The 24,795-nt window shown below is 68.0% G+C and carries 18 protein-coding genes and 16 pseudogenes; 18 read left to right on the top strand and 16 right to left on the bottom strand.

The genetic code is table 11. From position 1 onward, the window contains the following. The first annotated feature begins 35 nt into the window (after window positions 1-35). Entirely contained in the window at window positions 36-1,289 is a 1,254-nt protein-coding gene (kasB, locus tag FQ389_RS12335) for a 3-oxoacyl-ACP synthase KasB (protein WP_144208056.1), read from the top strand. A gap of 6 nt (window positions 1,290-1,295) precedes the next feature. Here kasB and FQ389_RS18060 read toward each other — a convergent pair. The 5 genes and pseudogenes from FQ389_RS18060 to FQ389_RS12305 all read right to left on the bottom strand — a co-directional run. Next, a pseudogene (locus tag FQ389_RS18060) lies at window positions 1,296-2,718 on the bottom strand (DNA polymerase Y family protein); the annotation flags it as partial. Continuing rightward, window positions 2,719-2,877 carry a hypothetical protein gene (locus FQ389_RS20100; protein ID WP_260860714.1) on the bottom strand — a complete coding sequence of 53 codons (159 nt, stop codon included), beginning with the start codon at window positions 2,875-2,877 and terminating at the stop codon, window positions 2,719-2,721. It lies immediately after the preceding pseudogene. 146 nt (window positions 2,878-3,023) lie between these two features. Further along, the gene (locus FQ389_RS20095) at window positions 3,024-3,677 is read right to left on the bottom strand and encodes a sulfotransferase family protein (RefSeq protein ID WP_260860713.1); all 654 of its coding nucleotides are present in this window, start codon (window positions 3,675-3,677) and stop codon (window positions 3,024-3,026) included. Window positions 3,678-3,724: 47 nt separating this feature from the next. After that, a complete protein-coding gene (gene guaA, locus FQ389_RS12310; RefSeq protein ID WP_186296393.1) occupies window positions 3,725-5,290 on the bottom strand; it encodes a glutamine-hydrolyzing GMP synthase in 1,566 nt (521 codons plus the stop codon). Window positions 5,291-5,301: 11 nt separating this feature from the next. Further along, window positions 5,302-5,943, bottom strand: a complete 642-nt coding sequence (locus FQ389_RS12305; RefSeq protein WP_144208047.1) for a winged helix-turn-helix transcriptional regulator — start codon at window positions 5,941-5,943, stop codon at window positions 5,302-5,304. Window positions 5,944-6,102: 159 nt separating this feature from the next. Between FQ389_RS12305 and FQ389_RS22530 the strand changes: the two are divergent. From FQ389_RS22530 to FQ389_RS22515, 4 genes and pseudogenes are all read left to right on the top strand, one after another. Then, a pseudogene (locus FQ389_RS22530) lies at window positions 6,103-7,091 on the top strand (MFS transporter); the annotation flags it as partial. Window positions 7,092-7,203: 112 nt separating this feature from the next. After that, window positions 7,204-7,521, top strand: a pseudogene (locus FQ389_RS22525) (family 65 glycosyl hydrolase); the annotation flags it as partial. A gap of 73 nt (window positions 7,522-7,594) precedes the next feature. Further along, complete coding sequence (locus tag FQ389_RS22520; protein ID WP_407662869.1) at window positions 7,595-8,194, top strand: glycosyl hydrolase family 65 protein; 600 nt, start codon at window positions 7,595-7,597, stop codon at window positions 8,192-8,194. Window positions 8,195-8,234: 40 nt separating this feature from the next. Then, window positions 8,235-8,439 (top strand): annotated as a pseudogene (locus FQ389_RS22515) (TauD/TfdA dioxygenase family protein); the annotation flags it as partial. Here the strand turns inward: FQ389_RS22515 and FQ389_RS12290 are convergent. The 3 genes and pseudogenes from FQ389_RS12290 to guaB all read right to left on the bottom strand — a co-directional run. After that, window positions 8,433-9,723: pseudogene (locus tag FQ389_RS12290) on the bottom strand (cholesterol oxidase); the annotation flags it as partial. The pseudogenes FQ389_RS22515 and FQ389_RS12290 sit on opposite strands and share 7 nt — an antisense overlap. A gap of 63 nt (window positions 9,724-9,786) precedes the next feature. Next, window positions 9,787-10,914, bottom strand: coding sequence for a GuaB3 family IMP dehydrogenase-related protein (locus tag FQ389_RS12285; protein ID WP_144208071.1), 1,128 nt, complete (start codon window positions 10,912-10,914; stop codon window positions 9,787-9,789). A gap of 14 nt (window positions 10,915-10,928) precedes the next feature. Further along, entirely contained in the window at window positions 10,929-12,518 is a 1,590-nt protein-coding gene (gene guaB, locus FQ389_RS12280) for an IMP dehydrogenase (RefSeq protein WP_144208045.1), read from the bottom strand. 161 nt (window positions 12,519-12,679) lie between these two features. On the opposite strand from guaB, the gene FQ389_RS12275 reads away from it, so the two are divergent. After that, complete coding sequence (locus FQ389_RS12275) at window positions 12,680-13,090, top strand: DUF5319 domain-containing protein (RefSeq protein WP_144208042.1); 411 nt, start codon at window positions 12,680-12,682, stop codon at window positions 13,088-13,090. 20 nt (window positions 13,091-13,110) lie between these two features. Here FQ389_RS12275 and FQ389_RS12270 read toward each other — a convergent pair whose 3' ends face one another. The 3 genes from FQ389_RS12270 to FQ389_RS12260 all read right to left on the bottom strand — a co-directional run bounded on the left by FQ389_RS12270 (window position 13,111) and on the right by FQ389_RS12260 (window position 15,384). Further along, on the bottom strand, window positions 13,111-13,866 hold the full coding sequence (locus tag FQ389_RS12270; RefSeq protein ID WP_407662868.1) for an anti-sigma-D factor RsdA: 756 nt from the start codon (window positions 13,864-13,866) through the stop codon (window positions 13,111-13,113). A gap of 46 nt (window positions 13,867-13,912) precedes the next feature. Further along, window positions 13,913-14,488 (bottom strand): sigma-70 family RNA polymerase sigma factor, encoded by a 576-nt coding sequence (locus tag FQ389_RS12265; RefSeq protein ID WP_186296395.1) that lies wholly within the window; start codon window positions 14,486-14,488, stop codon window positions 13,913-13,915. A gap of 80 nt (window positions 14,489-14,568) precedes the next feature. Further along, on the bottom strand, window positions 14,569-15,384 hold the full coding sequence (locus FQ389_RS12260) for a hypothetical protein (protein WP_260860712.1): 816 nt from the start codon (window positions 15,382-15,384) through the stop codon (window positions 14,569-14,571). Window positions 15,385-15,740: 356 nt separating this feature from the next. Here FQ389_RS12260 and FQ389_RS12255 point away from each other — a divergent pair, with 356 nt between their 5' ends. The 12 genes and pseudogenes from FQ389_RS12255 to FQ389_RS21280 form a co-directional block, all read left to right on the top strand. Further along, a complete protein-coding gene (locus tag FQ389_RS12255; protein ID WP_144208031.1) occupies window positions 15,741-16,040 on the top strand; it encodes a WhiB family transcriptional regulator in 300 nt (99 codons plus the stop codon). Between the two features lie 378 nt (window positions 16,041-16,418). Further along, window positions 16,419-16,652 (top strand): annotated as a pseudogene (locus FQ389_RS22510) (hypothetical protein); the annotation flags it as partial. Window positions 16,653-16,804: 152 nt separating this feature from the next. Next, window positions 16,805-17,461 carry a Sua5/YciO/YrdC/YwlC family protein gene (locus tag FQ389_RS12245; RefSeq protein ID WP_144208029.1) on the top strand — a complete coding sequence of 219 codons (657 nt, stop codon included), beginning with the start codon at window positions 16,805-16,807 and terminating at the stop codon, window positions 17,459-17,461. 82 nt (window positions 17,462-17,543) lie between these two features. Then, window positions 17,544-17,774 (top strand): annotated as a pseudogene (locus tag FQ389_RS21630) (hypothetical protein); the annotation flags it as partial. After that, window positions 17,725-17,892 (top strand): annotated as a pseudogene (locus FQ389_RS22505) (hypothetical protein); the annotation flags it as partial. The pseudogenes FQ389_RS21630 and FQ389_RS22505, both read left to right, overlap by 50 nt. 238 nt (window positions 17,893-18,130) lie before the next feature. Continuing rightward, window positions 18,131-18,367: pseudogene (locus FQ389_RS23130) on the top strand (Kae1-like domain-containing protein); the annotation flags it as partial. Window positions 18,368-18,467: 100 nt separating this feature from the next. After that, window positions 18,468-18,569, top strand: a pseudogene (locus tag FQ389_RS22495) (hypothetical protein); the annotation flags it as partial. Window positions 18,570-18,608: 39 nt separating this feature from the next. Beyond that, window positions 18,609-18,752, top strand: a pseudogene (locus FQ389_RS20070) (hydrogenase expression/formation protein HypE); the annotation flags it as partial. A gap of 53 nt (window positions 18,753-18,805) precedes the next feature. Continuing rightward, window positions 18,806-19,024, top strand: a complete 219-nt coding sequence (locus tag FQ389_RS20065) for a hypothetical protein (protein WP_407662870.1) — start codon at window positions 18,806-18,808, stop codon at window positions 19,022-19,024. Beyond that, complete coding sequence (locus tag FQ389_RS20060) at window positions 19,021-19,413, top strand: DUF6390 family protein (protein ID WP_260860711.1); 393 nt, start codon at window positions 19,021-19,023, stop codon at window positions 19,411-19,413. The genes FQ389_RS20065 and FQ389_RS20060 overlap by 4 nt, the downstream gene beginning before the upstream one ends. Before the next feature lie 47 nt (window positions 19,414-19,460). Next, a pseudogene (locus FQ389_RS20055) lies at window positions 19,461-19,514 on the top strand (hypothetical protein); the annotation flags it as partial. Between the two features lie 14 nt (window positions 19,515-19,528). Then, window positions 19,529-19,666, top strand: a pseudogene (locus tag FQ389_RS21280) (hypothetical protein); the annotation flags it as partial. Window positions 19,667-20,166: 500 nt separating this feature from the next. Here the strand turns inward: FQ389_RS21280 and FQ389_RS12220 are convergent. The 5 genes and pseudogenes from FQ389_RS12220 to FQ389_RS12200 all read right to left on the bottom strand — a co-directional run bounded on the left by FQ389_RS12220 (window position 20,167) and on the right by FQ389_RS12200 (window position 24,675). Continuing rightward, window positions 20,167-20,928, bottom strand: a complete 762-nt coding sequence (locus FQ389_RS12220; protein WP_144208019.1) for a gamma-glutamyl-gamma-aminobutyrate hydrolase family protein — start codon at window positions 20,926-20,928, stop codon at window positions 20,167-20,169. A 93-nt stretch (window positions 20,929-21,021) separates the two neighbouring features. Then, window positions 21,022-21,571: pseudogene (locus tag FQ389_RS12215) on the bottom strand (alpha/beta hydrolase). Window positions 21,572-21,645: 74 nt separating this feature from the next. After that, a pseudogene (locus FQ389_RS12210) lies at window positions 21,646-23,145 on the bottom strand (cobyric acid synthase). A 15-nt stretch (window positions 23,146-23,160) separates the two neighbouring features. Then, the gene (map, locus tag FQ389_RS12205; RefSeq protein WP_144208016.1) at window positions 23,161-24,018 is read right to left on the bottom strand and encodes a type I methionyl aminopeptidase; all 858 of its coding nucleotides are present in this window, start codon (window positions 24,016-24,018) and stop codon (window positions 23,161-23,163) included. Window positions 24,019-24,091: 73 nt separating this feature from the next. Next, window positions 24,092-24,675, bottom strand: a pseudogene (locus FQ389_RS12200) (DUF1707 SHOCT-like domain-containing protein). Between the last annotated feature and the right edge of the window lie 120 nt (window positions 24,676-24,795).

The following is a 24,795-nucleotide window of genomic DNA, read 5'->3' as shown; positions in this document are numbered from 1 at the left end:
GGGGTTGCGTTAGTCAGCAGGGAAGGACCTTCGCAATGGCAGAGCTGGTCACGGGGAAAGCACTTCCGGATGTCGTGGTCACCGGAATTGCGATGACGACTGCGCTGGCGACGGACGCGGAGAGCACTTGGAAGTTGTTGCTGGACAAGCAGAGCGGAATTCGCACTCTGCATGACTCGTTTGTCGAGCACTATGACCTGCCGGTACGTATCGGCGGGCACCTGCTGGAAGACTTCGACCAGGGGCTGACCCGGGCCGAGCGGCACCGGATGGGCTGGCTACACAAGATCGCAACCATCTTGAGTCGCCGCGTCTGGGAAAATGCTAGGTCGCCGGAGGTGGATCCGGACCGGCTGCTGGTCTCGGTCGGCACCGGCTTGGGTTCGGCCGAGCAGATCGTGTTCAGCTACGACGATCTGCGCTCCCGCGGCAAAGATGCCGTGTCGCCGCTGGCGGTGTCGAAGTACATGCCCGACGGCCCCGCCCTGGCGATCGGGCTGGAACGTCGCGCCCGGGCCGGCGTGCTGACTCCGATATCGGCCTGCGCGTCCGGTTCAGAGGGCATTGCGCAGGCGTGGCGCAACATCGTGCTGGGCGAGGCCGACATCGCCATCTGCGGCGGCGTGGAGGTGCGGATCGAGGCGGTGGCGATCGCGGCGTTCGCCCAGATGCGCATCGTGATGTCGACCAAGAACAATGACCCGGCCGGCGCGTGCCGGCCGTTCGACCGGGACCGCACCGGCTTTGTGTTCGGCGAGGCCGGCGCCCTGATGGTGATCGAGACCGAGGAGCACGCCAAGGCCCGGGGCGCCAATATCCTGGCCCGCATCATGGGCGCGAGCATCACCTCGGACGGCTTCCACATGGTGGCGCCGGACCCCAACGGCGCACGCGCGGAACACGCCATGACCCGGGCGATTCAACTCGCGGGGCTCACGCCCAACGACATCGACCACGTCAACGCCCACGCCACCGGCACCTCGGTGGGCGACCTCGCCGAGGCCAAGGCCATCAACAACGCGCTGGGCAGCAACAAGGCGGCGGTGTACGCCCCCAAGGCGGCGTTGGGCCACTCAGTGGGCGCGGTCGGCGCGGTGGAGTCGATCCTGACCGTGCTGGCCCTGCGGGACCAGGTGATCCCGCCGACGCTGAACTTGGAGAATCTCGACCCGGATATAGACCTGGACGTGGTTGCGGGTCAGCCACGCCCCGGGAACTACCGCTACGCGATTAACAATTCGTTCGGATTCGGCGGCCACAACGTCGCGGTAGTGTTCGGCCGGTACTGAACCGGCTCACTCGTAACTTCCTTCCAAATACCACCTCCTTTGCCGGTAGCAACAGCAACAGCGCCCGCTCGCTCTGCAGCAGCACCTGAGCCCGGGCGGTGCGACTTCCGCCGTGGCCGGTCTGCGGCCGGTCATCCCACCACCGCTCGTCGACCGGCCACGGTCCGGTCCACCAGCGCAGCGGGTCGCCCTGGCCGCGGACGACCAGCCGCGCGGAATCGGTGGAGAACATCCCCCGGGCGGTTACCCGTACCGGATCACCTTGCGCGTCAAGCAATTCCACCGGATCGTCGAGCAGTACCGCCGGCGACGGATCCGGCAGCCGGCCGGGCCATGGCAGCCCCGGGTCGGCATATGGCACCGGCTCGTCACCCAGCGGAGTCATGGTGATGCGTTCGGCCGGGCCGCGTCCCCCGGACAGCACCGGTACCCCCCGCCACCGCCTCCGGGCCGAGCAGGCCCTGCACTCGCACCAGGGCACGGCGCGCCCGCAGCCTGTCCTCCTCGCCGAGGTCGCCCCATAGCGGCAGCTGCAGCGCCTCGGCGGAAATCACCTCCACCGCCCGCAGCCGCAGCGACGTCACCGGGGCGGTGGGCCCAGCACGACCCGGTCCGGTTGCTGAACCATCCATCCAGTTGCCAACGCACCCGATCGGCGGTGGCATCCTCGGTCAACGGCTCCGCGCATCGCCACACCCGGTTCAGTTCCTCGCCGTTGGCGGTGACGGCGTGGATGAACAGCCGGGTGCATCCCACGCCGGCGGACATCAACATCTGATGCAGCGTGCCGGCCAGCGAGCGCCCGGCTAAAGCCGCCTCGTCGACCCGGTCGATCGGCGGATCGCAATCCAGCACCGCCTCGAGTTCGGCCGGCGGTTCCCGCCCGGACGGCCCCCGCCCCGGTTCGCCGCGGGCGAGCCGTGAGCGCTGACTTCGTCGGCGCCGAACCGGGACGCCACGTCGGTCGACGGCAACGCGGCGAACTGCCTCAGGGTACGAATCCCCAAGCGCCACAACAGATCCTTCAGCTCTTCTCGTCCGGGCCCGGACAGGCTCGTCTCGGTGGCCAGCTGCCGGATCGACAGCACCGACAGAAACTTCGCATCGCCGCCCGGCGGGACGATACGACCCACCCGGGCGGCCAGGACGGCAGTGGGCAGCTGATCGGCGATCCCGACCTGACGCTCGGCGCCGGCCACCGAACTCACCGCCACCGCGTCGATTAGCCGCTCGGCCGCCTGCTCCTCGGAGCCGAAATAGCGGGCCGCGCCGCGCACCGGCAACACAAGGAGCCCGGGCCGCGGCACCTCGGCGCGGGGCACCAGATCGTCGACAGCGGCAATCACCCCTTCAAAAGGCGGGCGTCGCGGTCGGCGTCGGCGGTGGCCACGTGCAGGTGGGGGCACCGCGCCGGCGCGGTGCTGCGCCGTCAGTTCGGCCAGGAATCCGTGTTGTCCTTCGACTGCCTGCCCGAGCCGGCGTCCACCGCGATCCTCGTCACGGTGCCCGATGTCGACATCACCCGCTTCGGCGATGCGCTGGCCGCCGACCCGCCGGCCCGCACCCGGCTGCGCGGCGGATCCGTCACCACGACCGATCACACCCCTGGTCTTGGTGGCCCCAAGCGCCGACCGCGAGGTCGCCCGCCGACTCGTCAGCACGGCGGGCAGAAATTGGGATCGGGGCGACAATCGAATACGGCACAAGTGAATTCGTGGACTAGCCGGAAGCGTCTCAGCTCCCCCGCGACCCGGCCACGTCGGTGAGCACGGCCGCGACCGTTTCGGGCGGGACGCCGAGCCCGCGCAAGCAGAACCGCTGCACGCGCTCGCGGATCTCACTGGGATCGCGATGGGTTGTCGCCCAATGCCGTTCGATGTTGGCCCACACGACGCCGTGGATGGACAACGCTTCACCGTCGGGGTCGATGCCGCTGAACAGTCCGGAATCTCTTCCCCGGCGTAATTGTTCGACGAGCGGACGCAGAATCTCCCGGTAGGCGGGGGCCACCGACTCGGGCGTGACGAACATCTGCTGCTCGCCTCGAGCGACATGTGGTGCAGATCGGAGCGAATCTGCGGGTTGAAAGCCAGGTCCAGCCGCCCGTCGATCCAGGCGGCCACCGCCCGGACCGGGTCCGAGCGGTCCGGCATCCGCTGCGTAGTGGTGGGTGCCGCGGTGGCCCGGCCGGTGTTCGTCGGCCCACTGTCGCACCCTGGCCTGCGCCGAATCGGTGAAGGTCAGGCCGAGCCTGTCGTGGCTGTCGGCGACGGTGTTGACCGGGTTGGTTTGCAGGGTGGCAAACGACACGTCGACGAACCGACCGTCACCGAATTTCGCACGGAATTCCATCGCACGGCGCATGTCCTCGGCCCACCATGCACCCACGCGGTGCCCGTCAACGGCACGGCGGCTATGGCGATGAGAGCCGGGGGCTATTCCCACTCAATGGTGCCCGGCGGTTTGCTGGTGATGTCCAGCACCACGCGGTTGACCTCGGTCACCTCGTTGGTGATCCGGGTCGAGATGCGTTCCAGCACCTCGTAGGGCACTCGCGTCCAGTCGGCGGTCATGGCGTCCTCGCTGGACACCGGCCGCAACACGAGCGGGTGCCCGTAGGTGCGGTTGTCGCCTTGCACGCCGACCGAGCGCACCTCGCCCAGCAGCACTACCGGGCACTGCCAGATCATGTTGTCCAGGCCAGCCGCGGTGAGCTCCTCACGCGCGATCGCATCGGCACGCCGCAGAGTGTCCAGCCGCGCCGCGGTGACCTCGCCGACGATCCGGATACCCAGCCCCGGACCCGGAAACGGCTGACGCGCAACGATTTCCTCCGGCAGGCCCAGTTCCCGCCCGACGGCGCGCACCTCGTCCTTGAACAACAGCCGCAGCGGCTCGACGAGCTTGAAGTTCAGGTCGTCGGGCAGACCGCCGACGTTGTGGTGGCTCTTGATGTTCGCGGTCCCGCTGCCGCAGCCGGACTCCACCACGTCCGGATACAGCGTGCCCTGAACCAGAAACTCTGCCTCGGATCCGTTGTTGCTCAAGATGTCTCGCACTGCGCCCTCGAAGGCCCGGATGAACTGGCGGCCGATAATCTTGCGCTTGCCCTCCGGGTTGGTCACCCCCGACAGCGCCTGCAGGAACGTGTCGGCCGCGTCGACGGTGACCAGCTTGGCACCGGTCGCGGCCACAAAATCGCGTTGCACCTGGGCGCGCTCGCCGGCGCGCAGCAGCCCGTGGTCGACGAAGACGCAGGTCAGCCGGTCACCGATGGCACGCTGCACCAGCGCCGCAGCGACCGCGGAATCCACCCCGCCGGACAGCCCGCAGATTGCATGACCACCACCGATCTGGGCGCGCACCTGTTCGACCAGCGAGTCGGCGATGTTAGCGGCCGTCCACTGGGCCCCCAACCCCGCGAAGTCGTGCAGGAACCGGCTGAGCACCTGCTGCCCGTGCGGGCTGTGCATCACCTCCGGGTGGTACTGCACCCCGGCCAGGCGCCGAGCCCGGTTCTCGAAGCCGGCGACGGCCGCACCCGCGCTGCTGGCCACCACGTCAAACCCCTCGGGCGCCGCTGTGACCGCATCACCATGGCTCATCCAGACCGGCTGCACCACAGGCAAACACGAATGTAGTTCGCCTCCAAGGACTTTCATCTCAGTACGGCCGTATTCGCTGGTGCCGGTGTGGGCAACGGTACCGCCCAGCGCCTGCGCCATCGCCTGAAATCCGTAGCAGATACCAAACACCGGCACGTCGAGGTCGAACACCGCCGGGTCCAGTGGCGGGGCGCCCTCGGTGTACACACTGGCCGGGCCGCCGGACAGCACCAGTGCCAGCGGGTCTCGGGCCTTGATCTCGTCGATCGTGGCGGTGTGCGGGATAACCTCGGAAAAGACCCGCGCCTCGCGCACGCGGCGGGCGATCAGCTGCGCATACTGCGCGCCGAAGTCGACCACCAACACCGAGCGGTCCGTAGGTCGAGGTTCAGCCACGTTGACCGAGTTTAGTGGAGCGAGAACACTGCGCGCATGGCGCCGATGTCGCGCTCGTCCCCGTCGAAGGCGATCCGGCGCAGCGCCGCCTTGCGCTTGGCGTCGGTTGTCCCCAGTCGAGCGGTGACCAGATCGGCCGCGCTAGCGGTCATCGTCACCACCGGTCCACCCCGGGCAGCCGCGAGGCGATTCTGCATGACCGTGAATTCGAAACGGCGACCGTCGATTTCGGCACGATAGGTCGCGTCCACGCCGGCGGCGTGCATCTGGTCGAAACCGAGCAGGATGCCGGCCAGGAACCCGTTGAGCGGGGTGGTCGGCTTGTCGTCGATCGGATCGAGGCGGTCCAGGCCGAACCACGCGACGCTTTGCAGGATGGGTAACACCCGCTGCCAGCCCAGATCGCTTAGCGTGTAAACCGTGCGCCCGATCGGCGCCGGTAAGTCGGCGCGGTCGACGAGCCCGGCGTCTTGCAATTCCTTGAGCCGTTCGGCGAGCAGATTGGTTGCAATGCCCGGCAATTCGGCCCGAAGGTCGCCGTAGCGGCGGGGCCCGCCGACCAACTCACGCAGGATCAGCAACGTCCACCGCTCCCCCAGGACGTCGAGCCCGCGCGCGACCGGGCAGTTCTGGTTATAGTGACGCGTCCGCACCCAATCACCTTACCAGCGGTAGACATCTCTTTCCAGATTTATTTGTCTGTAAGTTTTACTTTCTTGTCGATTCGAGAAAGAGTGCGCTCACCGTGATCTGTCTGGCCGTCTTCGTCATCAGCGTCGACGCCACCATCGTCAACGTCGCGCTGCCCCACGCTGTCGCGCGAACTCCACGCCGACACCGCCGACCTGCAGTGGATCGTCGACGCCTACACCCTGGTGATGTCCGAGCTGCTGCTGTCGGCCGGCAGCTTCAGCGACCGGTATGGCCGTCACGGCTGGCTCATCGCCGGCCTGGCGCTGTTCGCGATCCCCTCCGGTGTTGCGGAGCAAGTGAATTCGGCAGACCAACTCATCGCGACGCGTGCGGCAATGGGAGTGGACGCGGCGGTCATCTTCCCGACCACGCTGGGACTGATCACCAACATCTTCACCGACCCGGCGCGCCGCGCCAAGGCGATCGGATTGTGGGCGGCCATGGTCGGGATCGGGGTGGCCGTGGGACCGATCAGCGGCGGCTGGCTCCTGGAGCACTACTGGTGGGGCGCCATCTTCATGGTGAACATCCCGATCGCGGCGGCGGCCATCGTCAGCGGCGTGCTGTTCGTGCCGACCTCCCGAGACCCCGCGGCGCCCCGCGTCGATGATCCCGGGCTGCTGCTGTCCGCGGCCGGAGTCACCACGCTGGTCTACACCGTGATCGAGTCGCCCACCTGGGGCTGGACCAGCCCCCGGGCCGCGGCCGGCTTCGCCCTGGCCGCCGCCCCTGCTCGCCGGGTTCGCGCTGGCCGAACCGGCGGCAGCCTGGCGGTGACCGCGGGGTCCCAGCAGGCGGTGCGGTTCGGGCTGTTCCACATGCTGCAGGCCAGCGCCCGGGCCGAGGGGCGGGCCATCCCGAGCAAGGGGCTCACCGGCACCGGTTACGACAGCCACGCCTTCTGGGACACCGAAGGTTTCGTGCTTTCGGTGCTCACCTACACGCCGCCGCACGCGGTAGCCGACGCGCTGCGGTGGCAGGCCTCGACGATAGAGCTGAGCGGGAACGGGCGAGCGAGCTCGGCCTCAAGGGGATCAGCTTCCCGTGGCGGACCATTTGCGGCCAGGAGTGTTCGGGCTATTGGCCGGCCAGCACCACGGCCTTCCACATCAACGCCGACATCGCGATGGCCTTCGAGCGCTACCGGGTCGTCACCGGCGACCAGACCGCTAGAAAAGGCGTGCGGCCTGCAGGTGCTGATCGAGACGGCCTGGCTGTGGATGTCACTCGGGCACCACGACCGCCATGGCGTCTGGCACATCGACGGCGTCACCGGGCCCGACGAGTACACTGCGATCGTGCGCGACAACGTCTTCACGAATCTTGTGGCCGCCCACAACCTGGTCGTCGCCGCGGATGCCTGCAATCGCCACCCCGAACGGGCCGAGGCGTTCGGGGTCACCACCGAGGCGGCGGCGTGGCGCGACGCGGCCGACGCGGTCAACATCCCCTATGACGAGGAACTGGGTGTGCACCAGCAGTGCGAAGGCTTCACCAAGTTCGCGGAGTGGAATTTCGGGAACCGGCACAACTATCCGCTGTTGCTGCACGAGCCGTACGTGCGGCTGTACCCGGCGCAGGTGATCAAGCAGGCCGACCCTGGTGCTGGCGATGCAGTGGCAGAGCAACGCCTTCACCCCCGAGCAGAAGGCCCGCAACGTCGACTACTACGAACGGCGCACGGTGCGGGACCTCCTCGCTGTCTGCTGTCAGGCCGTGATGTGTGCAAAGGTCGGTCATTTGGAGCTGGCGCACGACTATGCTTACGAGGCCGCGCTGATCGACCTGCGCGACCTGTATTCCAACACCCGCGACGGGCCTGCACATGGCATCGCTGGCCGGGGCGCCTGGATGGCGATCGTCGCGGGCTTCGACGGCCTGCGCGACGACGACGGCATCCTGGAAATCAACCCGGCCCTGCCCGACGGCATCTCGCGACTGCAGTTCCGGGTGCGTTGGCGCGACTTCCGGCTGACGGTCGACGCGAACCACGCTGACGTCACCTACACGCTGACCGAGGGGACCGCCGGCGAGCTGAGCATCCGGCACGCCGGCGAGGAAATCCTGCTCAAGACGGACGAGCCGACGACCTTCGCGGTGCGTCCGCGCAAGGCACTTCTGCCGCCGCCGCAAGCCGACACAGCGCGCCGTGGACCGCTGATCACGGCACCCTTGCCGCACTGTATACACTTGACCACACTCGGGGCATAGTCAACTGACTACACCCGATCCGCAGGCAAGGACCACAGCCATGACAGACCAGATCACCGTCACCAGGCTCAGCAGCCGCATCGGCGCCCGCATCGACGGAGTGCGCCCGAGCGGCGACCTCGCGCCGGCGTCATCGAGGAGATCCGCCAAGCCCTGCTGACGCAACAAGGTCATCTTCTTCCGCGATCAGCAGCACCTCGACGAACCAGCAGCAGCTCGCGTTCGGCGGGCTGCTCGGCTCGCCCCAGGTGTCGCTCGGTGACGCCGTTGATCTTGGCGGTAATGCGGCGGGTGACCTCGTTGCCGACCCAGGATCCAGGACGGGTTCGGCTGGCCGGTGGCCCTGCTTGCTGGAGTACCACAGGATGCCCAGCTTGCCGCGCTTAGTGAACGTGGTGATCGAGTTGTCCAGGTGCTGCACGACCAGCGCGATCATTGTCCGTTCGCTCCACTGGCGGGGATTGAGCAGCCGCAACATTTTGTGCGGGTCCTCACCGGCGGCGTTCAGCAGTTGCCGCCAGCGGGGCACGTAGGTTTCGTCGGGGCCTTCGGCCCCTGGGCCGTCGGTCATCAGGGTTTGCAGCAGCCCCATCGTGTTGGAGCCCTTGCCGTAGCGCACCGGTTCGATGTGGGTGTCCGACGTGGGGTGGATCGACGACGTGATCGCCACGCCGTGTGTGGGGTCCAGATCCGGCGAGACGTGCAGCTGTCCCGCACCGACGATCGACTCGGAGTTGGTCGGGTGAGCACGCCCAGTCGCTCCGACAGCCGCGACAACTTGCCCTTGTCGCGCATCTTGAACGGCAGGTGCTAGGTGCCCCAAGTGCCGGCGGCCAGGATCAAGTGTGACGCGGTGAAGGTGCGCTTGTTCCGGCGCACCCAGTTGCAGGTACGCACGGTGTGCACCTGCCACAGCCCGTCCGGGCGCTGTTCGAAACCCTTGACGGTCGTCATCGGAAGGACTTGTGCCCAGCAGTTTTCGCGAGCCCGAGGTAGTTTTTCAGCAGGGTGTTCTTGGCGCCGTGACGGCACCCTGTCATGCAGCAGCCGTATTCCAGGCCGAAGAACACGCCGACCGGTTTGCACGAAAGTGTCGCCGCATCCCATCTCGTCGGCAACTTCATTGATGATGCGGTCGGCGTCGGTGAAGGTCGGATTGGTGACCACCCCCAGCATCCGCTTGGCCTGCTCGTAGTGGGGCATCAGCTCGGATCGCCAGTCGGTGATCTGCGCCCACTGCAGGTCGTTGAAAAACGGCTCCGGCGGCACGTACAACGTGTTGGCGTAGTTCAGCGAACCGTCGCCCACCCCGGCGCCGGCCAAAATCAGCACGTTGCGCAGCGGGTGAATCCGCGAATGCCGTAGCAACCCAACCGGGGAGCCCACAGAAACTTGCGCAGATTCCACGACATTTTCGCGCAATCTTCGTCGGCAAATCGCCAGCCGGCCTCCAACACGCCTACGCGATAGCCCTTTTCGGTCAACCGCAGCGCGCTGACGCTGCCCCCGAACCCGGAACCGGTGATCAGGACGTCGAAATCTGCGCTTCATCCCCACCAGTATGAACTTACCGGCCGGTAGCAAACCAGTGGCTAAATCCCGACGTTGAGGCCGACCTTCTGGAATTCCTTGAGGTCGCAATACCCGGCCTTGGCCATCGACCGGCGCAGACCACCGACCAGGTTCAGGCTGCCGAAGGGATCGTCGGACGGCCCGTTGAGCACCTGCTCGAGCGGCGGCCGCTCACCGACCGCGATCTGCAGCAGCGCGCCGCGCGGCAGCGACGGGTGGGCCGCCGCGGCCGGCCAGAACCAGCCGCCGCCGAGCGCCTCGGCGGATTCGGCCAGCGGCGTGCCCAGCACCACCGCGTCGGCGCCGCAGGCGATGGCCTTGGCCAGTTCGCCCGAGGTGTGGATGTCCCCGTCGGCCAGCACGTGCACGTAGCGGCCGCCGGTTTCGTCGAGGTATTCGCGGCGCGCGGCCGCGGCGTCGGCGATCGCGGTGGCCATCGGCACGCTGATGCCCAGCACCTCGTCGCTGGTGGTCACGCCCCGGGTGGAGCCGTGGCCGACGATCACGCCGGCGGCGCCGGTGCGCATCAGGTGGAGCGCAGTGCGGTGGTCGAGCACGCCGCCGGCGACCACCGGGATGTCGAGCTCGGAGATGAAGGTCTTGAGGTTGAGTGGCTCACCGTTGCTGGCGACCCGCTCGGCGGATACGATCGTGCCCTGAATGACCAGCAGATCGATGCCGGCCTGCAGCAACACCGGGGTCAGTGCCTGGGCGTTTTGCGGGCTGACCCGTACCACGGTGGTGACGCCAGCCTCCCGAATGCGGGCCACGGCGGCGCCGAGCAGGTCCGGATTGAGCGGGGCGGCGTGCAATTCCTGCAGCAACCGGATCGACGCCGACGGCTCGGGCTCCTTCTCGGCTGCCTCGACCAGCTGCGCGATCTTGGCCTCGACGTCGGCGTGCCGACCGATCAGCCCCTCGCCGTTGAGCACGCCCAGCCCGCCGAGCCGGCCCAGCTCGATCGCGAACTCCGGCGACACCAGGGCATCGGTCGGATGGGCCAGCACCGGGATCTCAAACCGGTAGGCGTCCAGCTGCCAGGTTGTCGACACGTCCTGCGACGAGCGGGTGCGCCGGGACGGCACAATGCTGACTTCACTGAGCTCGTAGGTGCGACGGGCGACGCGGCCCATCCCGATTTCGACCATTGCCAGTTCGCTGTTCACCGCGCGTAGTAGTTCGGCGCTTCGACGGTCATCGTCACGTCATGCGGGTGACTCTCTTTGAGTCCGGCGGAGGTGATCCGCACGAACTGCGCCTGCTGCAGCACCTCGATGGTCGGCGAGCCGGTGTAGCCCATCGCGGCGCGCAAGCCGCCGGTGAGCTGGTGGATCACCGACGACAGCGGGCCGCGAAACGGCACCCGGCCCTCGATCCCCTCGGGCACCAGCTTGTCCTCGGAGAGCGCGTCGTCGGCGAAGTAGCGGTCCTTGGAGTACGACTTGGCGCCACCCCGGCCCTGCATCGCGCCCAGCGACCCCATGCCGCGGTAGCTCTTGAACTGCTTGCCGTTGACGAAGATCAGCTCACCGGGGGCCTCGGCGGTGCCGGCCAGCAGCGAGCCCAGCATGGCCGTCGACGCGCCGGCCGCCAGCGCCTTGGCGATGTCGCCGGAGTACTGCAGGCCACCGTCGGCGATGACCGGCACACCGGCCGGCCCGCAGGCCGCGACGGCTTCCAGGATCGCCGTGATCTGCGGGGCGCCGACACCGGCCACCACCCGGGTGGTGCAAATGGAACCCGGCCCGACACCGACCTTGACCGCGTCGGCACCGGCCTCGACCAGCGCCTGGGCGGCGGCGCGGGTCGCGACGTTGCCGCCGATCACCTCGACCCTCTCACCGACCTCGGCCTTGAGCTTGCCGACCACGTCCAGCACGGTGCGGTTGTGTGCGTGCGCGGTGTCGACGATCAGCACGTCCACCCCGGCGTCGACCAGCATCATAGCCCGCACCCATGCGTCGCCGCCGACACCGACGGCCGCGCCCACCAGCAGCCGGCCGTCGCTGTCCTTGGTGGCCAGCGGGTGTTGTTCGGTCTTGACGAAGTCCTTGACGGTGATCAGCCCGGTCAGCCGGCCGTGGCCGTCGACGACAGGAAGTTTCTCGATCTTGTTGCGCCGCAACAGGCCCAGCGCCGCGTCGGCGGTGACGCCCTCGCGGGCGGTGATCAGCGGGGCCTTGGTCATCACCTCGGAGACCGGCCGGGTCTGGTCGACCTCGAAGCGCATGTCCCGGTTGGTGATGATGCCGACCAGCGCGCCGGAGCCGTCCACGACCGGCAGGCCGGAGATCCGGAACCGGGCACACAGCGCGTCGACCTGCGCCAGCGTGTTGTCCGGACGGCAGGTGACCGGGTCGGTGACCATGCCGGCCTCGGATCGCTTCACCATCTCGACCTGGCCGGCTTGTTCGGCGACGGGCAGGTTGCGGTGCAGCACGCCCATGCCGCCCGCGCGGGCCATCGCGATCGCCATCCGCGATTCGGTGACGGTGTCCATGGCCGAGCTGACCAACGGCACCTTGAGCCGGATCTTCTTGGTTAGCTGGCTGGAGGTGTCGGCTGTGGCGGGAACCACGTCGGAAGCCGCCGGCAGCAACAACACATCGTCATAGGTCAGGCCCAGCATCGCGACCTTGTTCGGGTTGTCCCCTCCGGTCCGGACTCGGTCGTCTGCCAGACCGCCGACGCGCAGGTAGGAGCTTGCGACCAGATCGGAGCTGTCTTCCAGGTGAGACGTGCCACGGGGCATCGGTGAAACCCTCCATACGCGCGCGGAGCGAGAATGCCATCCTATCGGTCCCGGGCGGCAAGGAGTCGCACGTGCTGGCGCGCCGCCCGGACCAATCGGAACCCGGGCTGTGCAGGTTTCCCTGCTGGCGTTACCACGGCCCGCCTGCGTAGGCTAGGGACGTGCGTTACCACCTCCCGCCGGGTTTGCCACCCGACCCTTTCGCGGACGACCCGTGTGACCCGTCGGCAGCGCTGGACGCCGTCGAACCCGGCCAACCCCTTGATCAGCAAGAACGAATGGCGGTAGAAGCTGACCTCGCCGATCTCGCAGTCTACGAAGCTTTGTTGGTGCACAAGGGAATTCGCGGACTCGTCGTCTGCTGCGACGAGTGCCAGCAGGACCACTATCACGACTGGGACATGTTGCGGGCAAACCTGCTCCAGCTGTTGATCGACGGCACCGTGCGACCCCACGAGCCCGCGTACGACCCGGAGCCCGACGCCTACGTCACCTGGGATTATTGCCGGGGGTACGCCGACGCGTCGCTGAACGAGGCGACGTCGGACGCCGACGGCTTTCACCGCCGCTAGAACCCGGCCGGGCTCTAGCGCTAGGGCGTCGTAGCGGCCGGTGGGATCGACGACCGGCGATGGTGATGATGGCCGGTCGCCGGAGTCGACGACGGGGCGGGCGCTCGGATCGTCGCGCTCGGGCTGATTGCATTCGGTGCCGCCGCAACCGAGGGCGCCGGCGCCTGCTGCGCCTGTGATTGCGGCGCCGCCGGAAGCGCCGCGGGACTGGACGGCGCGGCCGGCGGCAGCGTCGCATTCGGGTCCCGCGCATCGACTCTCGCGTTCAGCAGATCAATTTCGTCCAGCAGCTCTTTGCGCCCGGCGCTGTCGTTCATCGACTGCACAGTGCTGCTGACTTCGGCCAGCTGATTCTCGGCCTGCATCCACTCCCCCTTGTCGATGAGCTGCTGCACCTTCGCCAGATCGGCCTTGGCCGACAACATGATCTGGCTCTGGCTTGCGGTGGGCTCGTCGAAGAACATCGAGTGCAGGCCGTACAGCGTGCCGCCGGGGCGCGCCTCCACCACCATGGCCCCGAACCCGCTGAGGATGAGCAGCGTCGCCGCGACCGACCCGATCGTGGCCAGGCTGTGCCGGCTACGCCGGCGCTCCAGCATTCCGGCGCACAGCGCGCCGACGGCCTCCTCCGGGGAGACCAGTGCGCTGGCGGGCGGCCAGCGCAGGTCGTCGCGCCAGTCCCCCAGCAGGGTGGCCAGCGCGTCCTCGTTGGGATCGTCGACGTCCACGGGCTGCCGTTCGGCGAGCGCGTCGAGGAGAAGATCGGTTCGGCTCAACTCGTCGAGCCCCGGTCGATCGGTGAAACCAGATTCAGGCTCAGATTTAGGCATAGTCTCCCGCCGCAACCATCTCGGATTTCAGCCGCTGCAGGGCTCGGTGCTGAGCCACCCGGATGGCCCCCGGTGTGGAGCCGACAGCGGCGGCGGTCTCTTCAGCGGAGAGACCGACGACGACGCGGAGAATGAGAATCTCGCGCTGCTTGGCCGGCAGGATTTCGAGCAGTTCGTTCATGCGGCTGACCGAATCGGCTTCGATGGCCCGCTGTTCGGGGCCCGCCTCCGGCGACCAGCGCTCGGGAACGGATTCGGAGAGATAAGCCAGATCGCGACCGGCGGCCCGGTGGGCGTCGGCCACCTTGTGTGCCGCAATGCCATAGAGGAAGGCCAGAAAGGGGCGGCCGCGATCGCGGTAGCGCGGCAATGCTGTCAGCGTCGCCAAGCACACCTCCTGAGCCACATCGTCGGCCGACATGCCGCCCCGCTCGACCGTGCCGACTCGCGCTCGGCAGTATCGCACCACGATCGGGCGGATGGTCTCCAGCACCTCGCGTAGGGCGTTTCCGTCTCCCGCTACGGCTTCGGCAACCACAGCATCGAGACGTTCCGCTTGAATTCTCATCGACAGCGGTATCTCCAACGTTACAAACCGGGCACATCGCGGGTTAACTCACGCAATGACAATAACGGGCACAAGCGGTTTCACGTGGAAAGCCAGGTTCCCCCGGCGCGCCGCACCTGGCCTGCGCAGATATCCCGAATTTGGATCAGTTCCGGTGCCGAAAATGTGACGCTTTGGATATCAATTAGCAAGCAGGCGAGCGCCCACCGCAGCGGAATGAGTCCCGATCGGCCGGTCGCGTCCAGCGCCGCGTCCGCCACCGCGCGGGCGCGTTCGATGGCGCCAGCGCTGCAGAGCGCGGCAGCGAGCACCACATCGCTCTTGACGCGGTGCCGCCGCGAGGGTCGGGCCATGGCCCCGGCAAGCGCGACGGCGTCCTGGGCCTCACGGACCGCGGCAGTGCCGTCGCCGCGCGCCATCGCCAACTCGGCGTCCACCCAGCGCCGGCGCACCGGCAACCGGTCGGGCAGCACCGCCTCATCGAGGGTGGCGTCCATGCGGGACAACAGCGTGGCCGCGACACCGAACCGGCCGACGCCCAACGCGTCAGCAGCCAACCCGATCAGGGCGTCGGCGCGGGCTTCGAGATCGGGACCCGCCAGCGCCAGCGCACGCCCGTCCCACCCGCGGGCCCGCACATGCCAACCGAGCTGACGCAGAAACGATCCGTGCGTACTGTGGGCGAGCGACACCAGTCGCCCGGCCGACGCGCTGCGGCGCAGTGCGGCGAGATCGCGGTACGCGCTGCCGTAGCGGCCCTGCCCACCGGCCGCGACGGCCCGCAACCAGAGCTGGTCGGACGTGGTCGCGGTCGGCAGCGGCCAGCGCCCTGGCTGATCGCCGAAGGCCGCCGCCAGCGCTGGCTCAATCTTCGAAGTGCAACCGATTTCAACCACGCTGGTAGTAGTAAACAGTTCGTGCTGTGGGTGTTACCGAAATGTTAATCACTATTGGGGCTTGTAATAAATGTTGATTCCTAGTGCTTGTGTCCTAAGCTGGGGATTCCCTCTGGCGTCAAGTGCCTGTTCGCACGGCTCTCCTACACAAAATTCGCGGTAGATGAACGCAAAGTAAATTCTGCTCTAATCACAGATATTTTGCCGCGCTAATCGCCTATTGACGGAAATTCATCAGCGCCCCTAAGTTCTAGCGAAGACGGGTAGTCAGCGGTGACGCCACCTTATAAATCAGTTGCACACTCATTTTGCGAACCCGACCGCGTCGGGGACGCCGTGTAGAGAGGGAACCAGCCATGCCACAGCCTGAGCAGCTACCTGGGCCCAACGCCGACATTTGGAGCTGGCAACTGCAAGGACTGTGTCGGGGCGTTGATTCGTCGATGTTCTTTCATCCCGACGGGGAGCGCGGTCGGGCCCGCATGCAGCGGGAGCAGCGCGCCAAGGAGATGTGCCGGCAGTGCCCGGTGATCCAGCAGTGCCGCTCGCACGCCCTCGAGGTCGGGGAACCGTACGGCGTGTGGGGCGGGCTGTCCGAATCCGAGCGCGACATGCTGCTCAAGGGCGACATCGGCCGCATCCGCCGCTCGGCCTGACCAGGGCGTCTCGCCGGGCGCCCAGCCCCCGTGGCACGGCACCTTCAGGTTCACCAATCGCCCTCCATCTTCACTAGTGTTCGAAGACGGACTGCTCGTGTGCGTTCGCGACGTCATCGAACATCCCGGCCCACGCGGAACTCGCCGAGACTCTGGGCTATCGGCGGGCGTGGCTCTATGACTCCCCCGCTCTAATTATCCCGACGTACGGATGATTCTGACTCGTTGCGCGGAGCGCACGTCACACATCGCCCTGGGACCCGGAGTGCTCGTCTCCAGTTTACGGCATCCGTGGTCAACGCCGCCGCGATCGCCGAGCTGGAGAGCCAGGCACCCGAGCGCGTTGCGGTGGCGATCGGTTCGGGTTGCACCGGCCGGATGCCGCTGGGCCCGCGGCCCATGCCGTGGCGGCTGTGGCCGAATACGTATGGTGCTTGCGCGCCTTGCTGGCCGGCGAAACAACCGAGTGGGAGGGGGCGAGATCGGTATGTTGCAGCTTCCCGGTTTCGGGGAACTGCAACCGATCGACGTGATGATACGGCACGGACCAGGTACCGGAAGCGCCTCACCGTGACCGGTGTAGTTCAGGAGGTGGGCTTTCGCCCGTTCGTGCACCGGCTAGCCGGCGAGCTCGGCCTGGCCGGATACGCGTCGGAAACGATTCCGGCGCCGTCTTTGTCGAGATACAGAGCGAGCCGCTCCCGCGCGGCGCATCGGCGGCGACTCGCCGCCGTCACGGCGACCGACCTGCCGGCCGACCCGGCATGCGGGGGCGAATTCCGGATCGTCGCCAGCAGGGCGACCGGCACCGCCGCCACGCCGATCCCTCCCGACATCGCGGTCTGCGACGACTGTGTCGCCAGAACTGTTCGACCCGCACAACCGCCGCTACCGGCACCCGGTCGTGCCACGACCCCGCGGACCGACGATTCCATGCGCAGCCGATCGCCTGCCCTGAATGCGGTCCCTCGCTGTGGTTCTCGGCGGGTTCCCGGCGCGTCACCGGGACCGACGCCGCACTGGCGGCGGCACAACGGGCATTGGCCGCCGGTGCGGTGGTCGCCGCCAAGGGAATCGGCAGCTACCACCTTGGCGTGTACCGTCGGCGACGAGACGGCCGTCGACACCCTGCGCGCCCGAAAGGCGCGGGGCACAAAGCCGTTCGCCATGCCGGTCCGGGATCTCGCCGCTACGCCCAACTCGACGAGACGGCGGCGCTGTCGAGCCGGACGCGCCCGATGGTGTTGTTGCAGCGCCGCATCGACGCGCCGGTGGCCGAAGCCGTCGCCCCCGGCAACCCGCTGCTGGGACTGATGCTGCCGTACTCCCCCTTGCATCATCTGCTGCTGGCCGAAGTTCCCGGTGCTGCCGGCCCCGGTTCCGGAGGCGTTGGTCCTGACCAGAGCCAACCGTTCCGATGAGCCCATCTGCTTCACCGGCGACGCCCGCTTGCGGCTGCCCGGACTGTGCGATGCGATCCTCGATCACGACCGGCCCATTCACATGCCTTGTGACGACTCGGTGCCGCGCGTCGTGCCGGACGACGCCGGCGGCACGGAGCTTTCGCTGCGGCGGTCTCGCGGCTACGCGCCGCTGCCGATTGAGGTGAACCTCGACGCGCGCCAGGCCCCCGGGATCCTCGCGGTGGGCGGGGAGCTGAAGAACACCTTCTGCCTCACCGACGGTGTGCGCGCCTACCTGTCCGGCCATATCGGCGACATGGCCACCTGGGAGACCCTGCGGGCGTTCGAACGCGCGGTCGGTCAGCTCAGCGAGATCCGCGGCACCCAGACCCGAATTCGCCGCCGACCTGCACCCGGGGTATCACACCCGAAGCTGGGTGGAACGACATGGCGGCGATCGGCCGCTGGACCTGATCCAGCACCACCACGCCACACGTCGTGTCGCTGCTGGCCTCACATGGGCGCATCGGAGAATCCGTCGTCGGCGTCGCCTTCGACGGCACCGGCTACGGACGCGATCACACGATCTGGGGCGGCGAGGTTCTGGTGCTCGGACCGGACAGCCACCGCTTCGTGCGGGCGGCCCATCCTGCGCCCGGTCCCGCTGCCCGGCGATGACGCGCGGCGATCCGCAATCCCTGGCGGGCGGCGCTGTCCCAGCTATCGCTGGCCGGTATCGACTGGTCGGCGGGCCTCGCGCCGGTCGCGGCGGCAGCCCCCGACGAATTACGTTTGATCCGTTCGCAATTGGAGACCGGTGCGGGCTGTGTCCCGTGTTCGAGCGTGGAACGGTTGTTCGACGCGGTCGCGTCTCTGCTGGGGGTGCGGCACCGGGTCGACTACGAAGGCCAGGCCGCGATCGAACTCGAGACGCTCGCCGGACGCGCCGACCGCACTGGCCCCTACCTGTCGCTGCCGGTCCGGGCCGACGGGGTGATCGATCCGGCCACCTCTGGTTCAGACGATGGTCTCGGCACTCAACGCCGGGACTCCGCCGGCGCTGCTGGCCGCCGCGTTCCACCGGGCGCTCGCGGCCGCGGTCGCCGAAGCGGTCCAGCTGGTGGCCGGCCCCATCCGGCTGGTAGGCCTCACCGGCGGGGGCCGCATGAACAACTACCTGTCGTCGGGGCCGCGGTTCGCCGAAGGCGAGGTGATCGAACGGATCAAATCGTTCCGGCGGCGCCGACCGCGGTTGCTCGACGATCACGTAACGCTGGCACACGGCACCGGCGGCAAGGCGTCGGCGGCGCGCTGTGCCTGCACGACGACTTCGCGGAGTTCTACGCCGAACTGCGTTTCGTAATGCCCGGCGTGCGGTTCGCCGACCCGAAGACCTGTCAGTGCGGCGAGATGCTCAAGGGGTGCTCAAGCCCTAGGAATGCAAGGTTTTTCGGCACCTCCTGCACACCGAAGACCCCGATCGGCACGTGCATGGTGTCCCCCGGAGGGCACCCCTGCGCAGCGTATTACAACTTCGGCCGCATGCATCACGACGCCGTCAAACTCGTGGGGCGCAGTTGAGCGAAAGCTCCGTTGAGCACGGTGCGGACATATTCGCCCGCTATGCGTATACACCCAACGTTCTGGGCTATTGCGGCCCGCCGCTGGGAGCGACCTTGCGCGACGGGTCGGTCGACGAGGTACGCCGTGCGGCGGCAAAGTTTTTCGGGGCCTGGCCATACCTGCGGGTGCTGTTCACCCTGACCGGGATCGACGACCTGCTAGACTACCGGGTCGTCGAATCGTATTGGCCGGGCAGCGGTATCGGCGCGGCTCTGGACCCGGCCGAGTTCTGTGACGTGTTGCTGGCGATCATCGGCCCACAGGTCGGCCGGTACTGGTCGCACCTCACACCGGAGTTGGCCCGCGAGGCCGCCGGCAATCACTGCTTCCACGTCTTCGGCGTGTAGCCGCGGACCGCTTTCTCGGCCGGGGCACCGACGAGCATCCCCTGGGCGTGCTCGACAACTGCCTAATCGATTGGGGCACAGAGTTTTCCTGCACCGGCGACACGGTCGAAGTGCGGTGCCGGCGCCTGATCTTCGACGGCGCGGAGCTCGCCCTGGGCGAACTCGGTACGGGCGCTGGACGTCTGGGCCGACGCTGCCCGATATCGCGGTCGGCGATGAGGTCGCGGTGCACTGGGACCGGTTGTGCGGCCAGCTCGACGTCGACCAGACCCGCCGACTCGCCGACAGCACCGACCGGCAGTTGCGGGTGAACCAGCCGGCGGCTGGCCCGCGTCTAAGCGTGCCAGACTGGGCCCATGTCTGGTCCAGCGCCCGGTTCGCTGTGCGATGTGCTACCGTAGGTGATCACGACCGGCACACGGGTGATCTCGGCTATTTACGACACCTGCGTACGCTGTCCACATCGCCGCCGGCCGCGTTCCAAAGTTCCCTGGCACCGGTGACCGTGCCGCTGTCGGAACTTGGCTCCATGTGCGGACATTCGGATGTCGGCGATCAACTGCCTCAGCTATCTGAACAAGCAGGCGGCGCTGCAGCACGCGGCGGCACTGGTGACGCTGTTACCGAACCGGGTCTGGGGCGCCAGGGCGGGGACGGGCCTCGGTCGCGCGATATCCGTCGGGAACCTGTCGATACCGCGAGGCTGGATGGCCAACACGCCACCGCCCGTCGACACCGAATGGCCAACCACCGTCAACGCCGGGACACGCTACCTATTCGCGCATCCGAAGCGTACGAGTTCGCGGCGTCAACGATCGCCCTGAACAGACGCAGGTCATCGAGGAACTGTTCGGGATGCCACTGCACCGCAACGGCGAAATTGTCCCCGGGTACCTCCAAGCCCTCGACGACGCCGTCGGCATCCCGGGCGCTGACCACCAGGCCGTCACCGACCTGGTCGACGGCTTGGTGGTGGTAGCACCAGGCGTCGGCGGACTCGCCCAGCAGCCCGGCCAGCCTGGTGCCCGGCACCGTGCTCACCGGCAACTTGGTGAACCGGCCGTAGCCCGCGTGATGCCCGCGATGACCGATGACATCGGGCAGATGCTGATGCAGCGTGCCGCCGAACGCGACATTTAGCAGCTGCGTGCCGCGGCAGATGCCCAGCACCGGTAGGCCGCGGCTCAGCGCGCCCCGCACCAGCGCCAACTCGAACGTGTCGCGCAGGCTGCGCGGTGAATCGGTCTTGGGATGCGGCTGCTGGCCGTAGGTTGCCGGATTCAGGTCGTAGCCGCCGGTAATCACCAGCCCGTCCAGGCTGTCGAGCAGGCTCTCGACAATGTCGTCGTCCACCGGCTGCGGCGGCAGCAGCATCGCGACGCCGCCCGCCTTGATCACGCCCTCGAAATAGTTCGCGCCCAGATATCCGGCCGGGATGTCCCAGCCGTCGGACTGCACTTGCTCCAGATAACAGGTCAGGCCGATTACGGGCCGACCGATCCCCGAGGCGTTCACGCCACACGCATCCTTTCCTTGACTGGGCGACCACGTTGTCGCCCAAGCGCCGGGCGGTTCGCGCTGCGACTGCTGATTCGCGCCGACCCGGTCTTACCAGTTGCTGGTGCGCAACACGATCTCGGCTGCCAACTGCGCGGTCGATTCCTGCGGGTTACGCCGTCCGAGCAGGTCCACCGTGCGATAGTCCGCGTAGACGAACCGCTGGCTGTTGCCGGCCACCGTGCGCCCCTGGGCGCTGCTGACAGGACGGTGGTGCCGATCTCCACCGGCGGGCAATGATCTTCGCGGATCTCGCCGTGGATGTCCGCCACGCGCGGATGTCCACGATCGATGACCACCAGCCCAACGAAGCAGCCCAGCTTGGTGGCGGCCAGCTCCCAGGCGAGGTCGCCGCCCGCCCGGTCACCGACCACCATCGCCCAACCGATGCCGAGGACATCGAGGATGCCGATCACCGATTTGGGGGTCACCGGGGGTCCAGGCCGATGACGACGGTGCGCAGGGAAGCGGTGTGCAGCCGCTCGCACACCGCCTCATACGCGGTCAGCTCCCGCCGCTCATCGCAGAGGATCACGACGACGCCGTTCTCGGGACCGGACGCGCCGACGGAGACGGGAAACCCGTCGAGCGTGGTCATCATCGAGGGCACTTACGCACGCTACAGCCAATATTGAGACCGCGCGAGGTCTCGTTGCGTCCCAGCAGCACCGACACTCACGGCCGCAGCCAGCTCGCGATACCCGGTCGCGGCGGCAGCCTGTCGAACAGGCCGAGAACGGCGTCGAGGTCGGGGTGGGACGCCAGCAGCTCGGCCGCCAGGTCCAGCTGAGCGTCCCGTCGGGCCGCGACGTCGGTGTCGTCGGCGACCACGAATCCGGACCGTCCGGCAGCTGCGGCGACGCCGGTGAGCCAGCCACGCCCGGAAGTCGTTGTTGTCCAGCAGGCCGTGCCAGTGCGCCGTAGACGACGCCGCGCGCGATGCCGTGCGGCTGCCCGTCGACCGTGAACCAGGGGGCCTCCGCGCAGCGGACCAGCTGGCCGTGATGGATCTCGTATCCGCCCAGCGGCTGGCTGCCAGCGCCGCACCGTTTTCTGCTCGGCGAACGCGACGTCGGCGTCCAGTAGCCCCAGGCCCGCCACTTCCCCACCCCCGGATTCCACCGGGTCCTCGATGCGCCGGCACAGGATCTGCAGACCCCCGCAGATCCCCAGCACCGGCTTGCCCGCCTTGGCGTGGCCGGCGATCGCGTCGGCCAGGCCACGCTCGCGCAACCAGTCCAGATCGTCGACGGTCGCCTTGCTGCCCGGGAGCACGGCCAAGTCGGCGTCATACAGGGCGACCGGATCGCTCACTCAGCGCACCAGCACCCCCGGCTCGCACGCCAGCGCCTCGATGTCGGTGGAGTTGGAGATCCGCGGCAGCCGGACGGCGGCCACCGTCAGCCACTCGCCGCCGCGCGGCGGTGCCGGCCGGCCTACCACGCGGTGAGCGACCACCGACAGCGAATCCTCGGCGTCCAGCCAGAGGTCCTCGGCGTAGGGCAGCACGCCGTAGGTGGGGCGGCAAGTCAACTCGAAAAGCTGCCGCAGCCCCGGCTCCAACAGTGCGGGGTCGCCGCGGAACTTATTGACGACGAAACCCGCGATCAGCGCCTGGTCGTCGGGTTCGAGCACGCGACTGTGCCGAACAGGTGGGCCAGCAAGCCTCCCCGGTCGATGTCACCGACCAAAACCACCGGCAGATTCGCCGCCCGGGCCAACCCCATGTTGGCCAAATCGGTTGCCCGCAAGTTTATTTCGGCCGGTGATCCGGCTCCCTCACAGATCACCGCGTCGAATTCGTCACGCAGCGCCGACAGATCGTCGGCGACGAGCGTAGCGAGCCGGTCACGATGCTCGTGATAGCTTGCCGCGCTGACGGAATCGGCCACACACCCTCTGATCACCAGCTGCGAGGTGCGGTCACCGCCGGGCTTGAGCAGGATCGGGTTGAACCGGACGCTGGGCTCCAGCCCCGCTGCCCGGGCCTGGAATCGCCTGGGCCCGACCGATTTCGCCGCCCTCCACGGTGACCGCGGAGTTGTTGGACATGTTCTGCGCCTTGAACGGCGCCACCCGTATGCCTTTGCGCGCCAACAGCCGGCACAGGCCGGCGACCAGCACCGATTTGCCGGCATCGGAACTGGTGCCCGCAACCAGCAACGCGCCGTTCACGTGGGCTAACGCGGCTCAGACGACCGTGAGGATTTCGGCGCGGGTGTCGGTGACCAGCAACGTGTGCTCGAACTGCGCGGTCCACTTGCGGTCCTTGGTGACCACCGTCCAGCCGTCGTCCCAGATCTCGTAGTCCAGCGCGCCGAGATTGATCATCGGCTCTATGGTGAAGGTCATGCCCGGCTGGATCTCGGTCGTGACTGACGGCTGATCGTAGTGCAACACCACCAGCCCGTTGTGGAACGTGGTGCCGATGCCGTGCCCGGTGAAATCACGAACCACGTTGTACCCGAAACGGTTTGCGTAGGCTTCGATGACACGGCCGATGACAGACAGGGCGCGGCCCGGCTTGACGGCGTTGATCGCCCGCATGGTGGCCTCACAAGTGCGCTCCACCAGCAGCCGGTGTTCCTCGGCGACATCGCCGGCCAGGAAGGTCGCGTTGGTGTCGCCGTGCACCCCGTCGATGTAGGCGGTCACATCGATGTTGACGATGTCGCCGTCCTCGATCACCGTCGAGTCGGGGATGCCGTGGCAGATGACCTCGTTCAGCGACGTGCAGCACGATTTCGGGTAGCCCTTGTAGCCCAGCGTCGACGGGTAGGAGCCGTGGTCGATCATGTACTCGTGCGCGATCCGGTCGAGCTCGTCGGTGGTCACGCCCGGCGCGACGGCTTTGCCCGCTTCGGCCAGCGCGCCCGCCGCGATCCGGCCGGCGACGCGCATCTTCTCGATAACCTCCGGCGTCTGCACCCACGGCTCGGTGCCTTCTTTCGCCGTCGGCTTCCCGACGTACTCGGGACGCGGGATACGGCTGGGTACCGGCAGAGTCGGCGACACCACCCCAGGCGATAGCGCGGTGCGAACAGGCATGGCGCCAGCTTAATCGCCGCAGATCGGCCGCGACCGGTGACCGACACGCGCGGCCGGCAACCGCCGGGGCGGCTCAGGCGCCGCGACGAGGCAGGATCGAGCGCCGCGGGCCCCGGATGGTTACCGAACTGCAGATCACCCGCCCGGTCAGCACGACGTGCGGCCGGCCTTCGCCGGGCGCGTCTTTGCGGCGGTCGCGGGCGCTGCCGCCGTAAACTTCAACGTCGTCGATGGAGGCGCTGGCGCCGTCGGGCAGCCAGATGTCGACCGAGCCAAACCGCACGTCGAGTTCCACGACCACCACCGGCCCGGCGAACCGGGCCCTGGTGAGCTCGAGTTTGACCGACCCCAGCCGGCGGACCAGCGCCAACCGTCGGCACCGTCCATTCGCCGTGCCGCCGCAGCGAGCCGGCCCAGCCCCGCAACTCGACCCGATCGGCCGCCGAGGTGACGATCGCGCCGGGGCCGGGCAGGTTCGCCGACCAGTCCATTGAGCTCGCCCTGGGTGCGCGCGTAGGACACCCGCGAGGACCGCTGCTCGAACTCGCCGATATCGATCAGCCCGAGCGCAACCGCGTTGTGCAGGCGCCGCATCGTGCCGTTGCGGTCCGCATCGGAGACGCGTAATGTCACCATGTCGCTGCCGGAATCCGTCATGCCCGCAAATTTACCGCTGTTGCGGTCCACGGGACCGAACGCGTCGGGCGTTCAGGCCAGGTAACCCGGCGGCATCGCCTCGAACATGAACTTGGTCATCCGGACCGCCCACTCCGAGCT

Origin of the sequence: Mycobacterium tilburgii (assembly GCF_902168065.1) — a bacterium.
Lineage (GTDB): Bacteria > Actinomycetota > Actinomycetes > Mycobacteriales > Mycobacteriaceae > Mycobacterium > Mycobacterium tilburgii.
The sequence above is the reverse complement of the archived record's forward strand: the minus strand, read 5'-3'. Positions and strand labels throughout refer to the sequence as shown.

What these genes read in the sequence shown, in the direction of transcription:
- kasB (WP_144208056.1), top strand. Translation starts at nt 36, where the DNA reads ATGGCAGAGCTGGTCACGGGGAAAGCACTTCCGGATGTCGTGGTCACC.
- FQ389_RS22520 (WP_407662869.1), top strand. Translation starts at nt 7,595, where the DNA reads ATGCAGTGGCAGAGCAACGCCTTCACCCCCGAGCAGAAGGCCCGCAAC.
- FQ389_RS12285 (WP_144208071.1), bottom strand. Translation starts at nt 10,914, where the DNA reads ATGGTCGAAATCGGGATGGGCCGCGTCGCCCGTCGCACCTACGAGCTC.
- guaB (WP_144208045.1), bottom strand. Translation starts at nt 12,518, where the DNA reads ATGCCCCGTGGCACGTCTCACCTGGAAGACAGCTCCGATCTGGTCGCA.
- FQ389_RS12265 (WP_186296395.1), bottom strand. Translation starts at nt 14,488, where the DNA reads ATGAGAATTCAAGCGGAACGTCTCGATGCTGTGGTTGCCGAAGCCGTA.
- FQ389_RS12255 (WP_144208031.1), top strand. Translation starts at nt 15,741, where the DNA reads ATGCCACAGCCTGAGCAGCTACCTGGGCCCAACGCCGACATTTGGAGC.
- FQ389_RS12245 (WP_144208029.1), top strand. Translation starts at nt 16,805, where the DNA reads ATGCGGGGGCGAATTCCGGATCGTCGCCAGCAGGGCGACCGGCACCGC.
- FQ389_RS20065 (WP_407662870.1), top strand. Translation starts at nt 18,806, where the DNA reads ATGCCCGGCGTGCGGTTCGCCGACCCGAAGACCTGTCAGTGCGGCGAG.
- map (WP_144208016.1), bottom strand. Translation starts at nt 24,018, where the DNA reads ATGCCTGTTCGCACCGCGCTATCGCCTGGGGTGGTGTCGCCGACTCTG.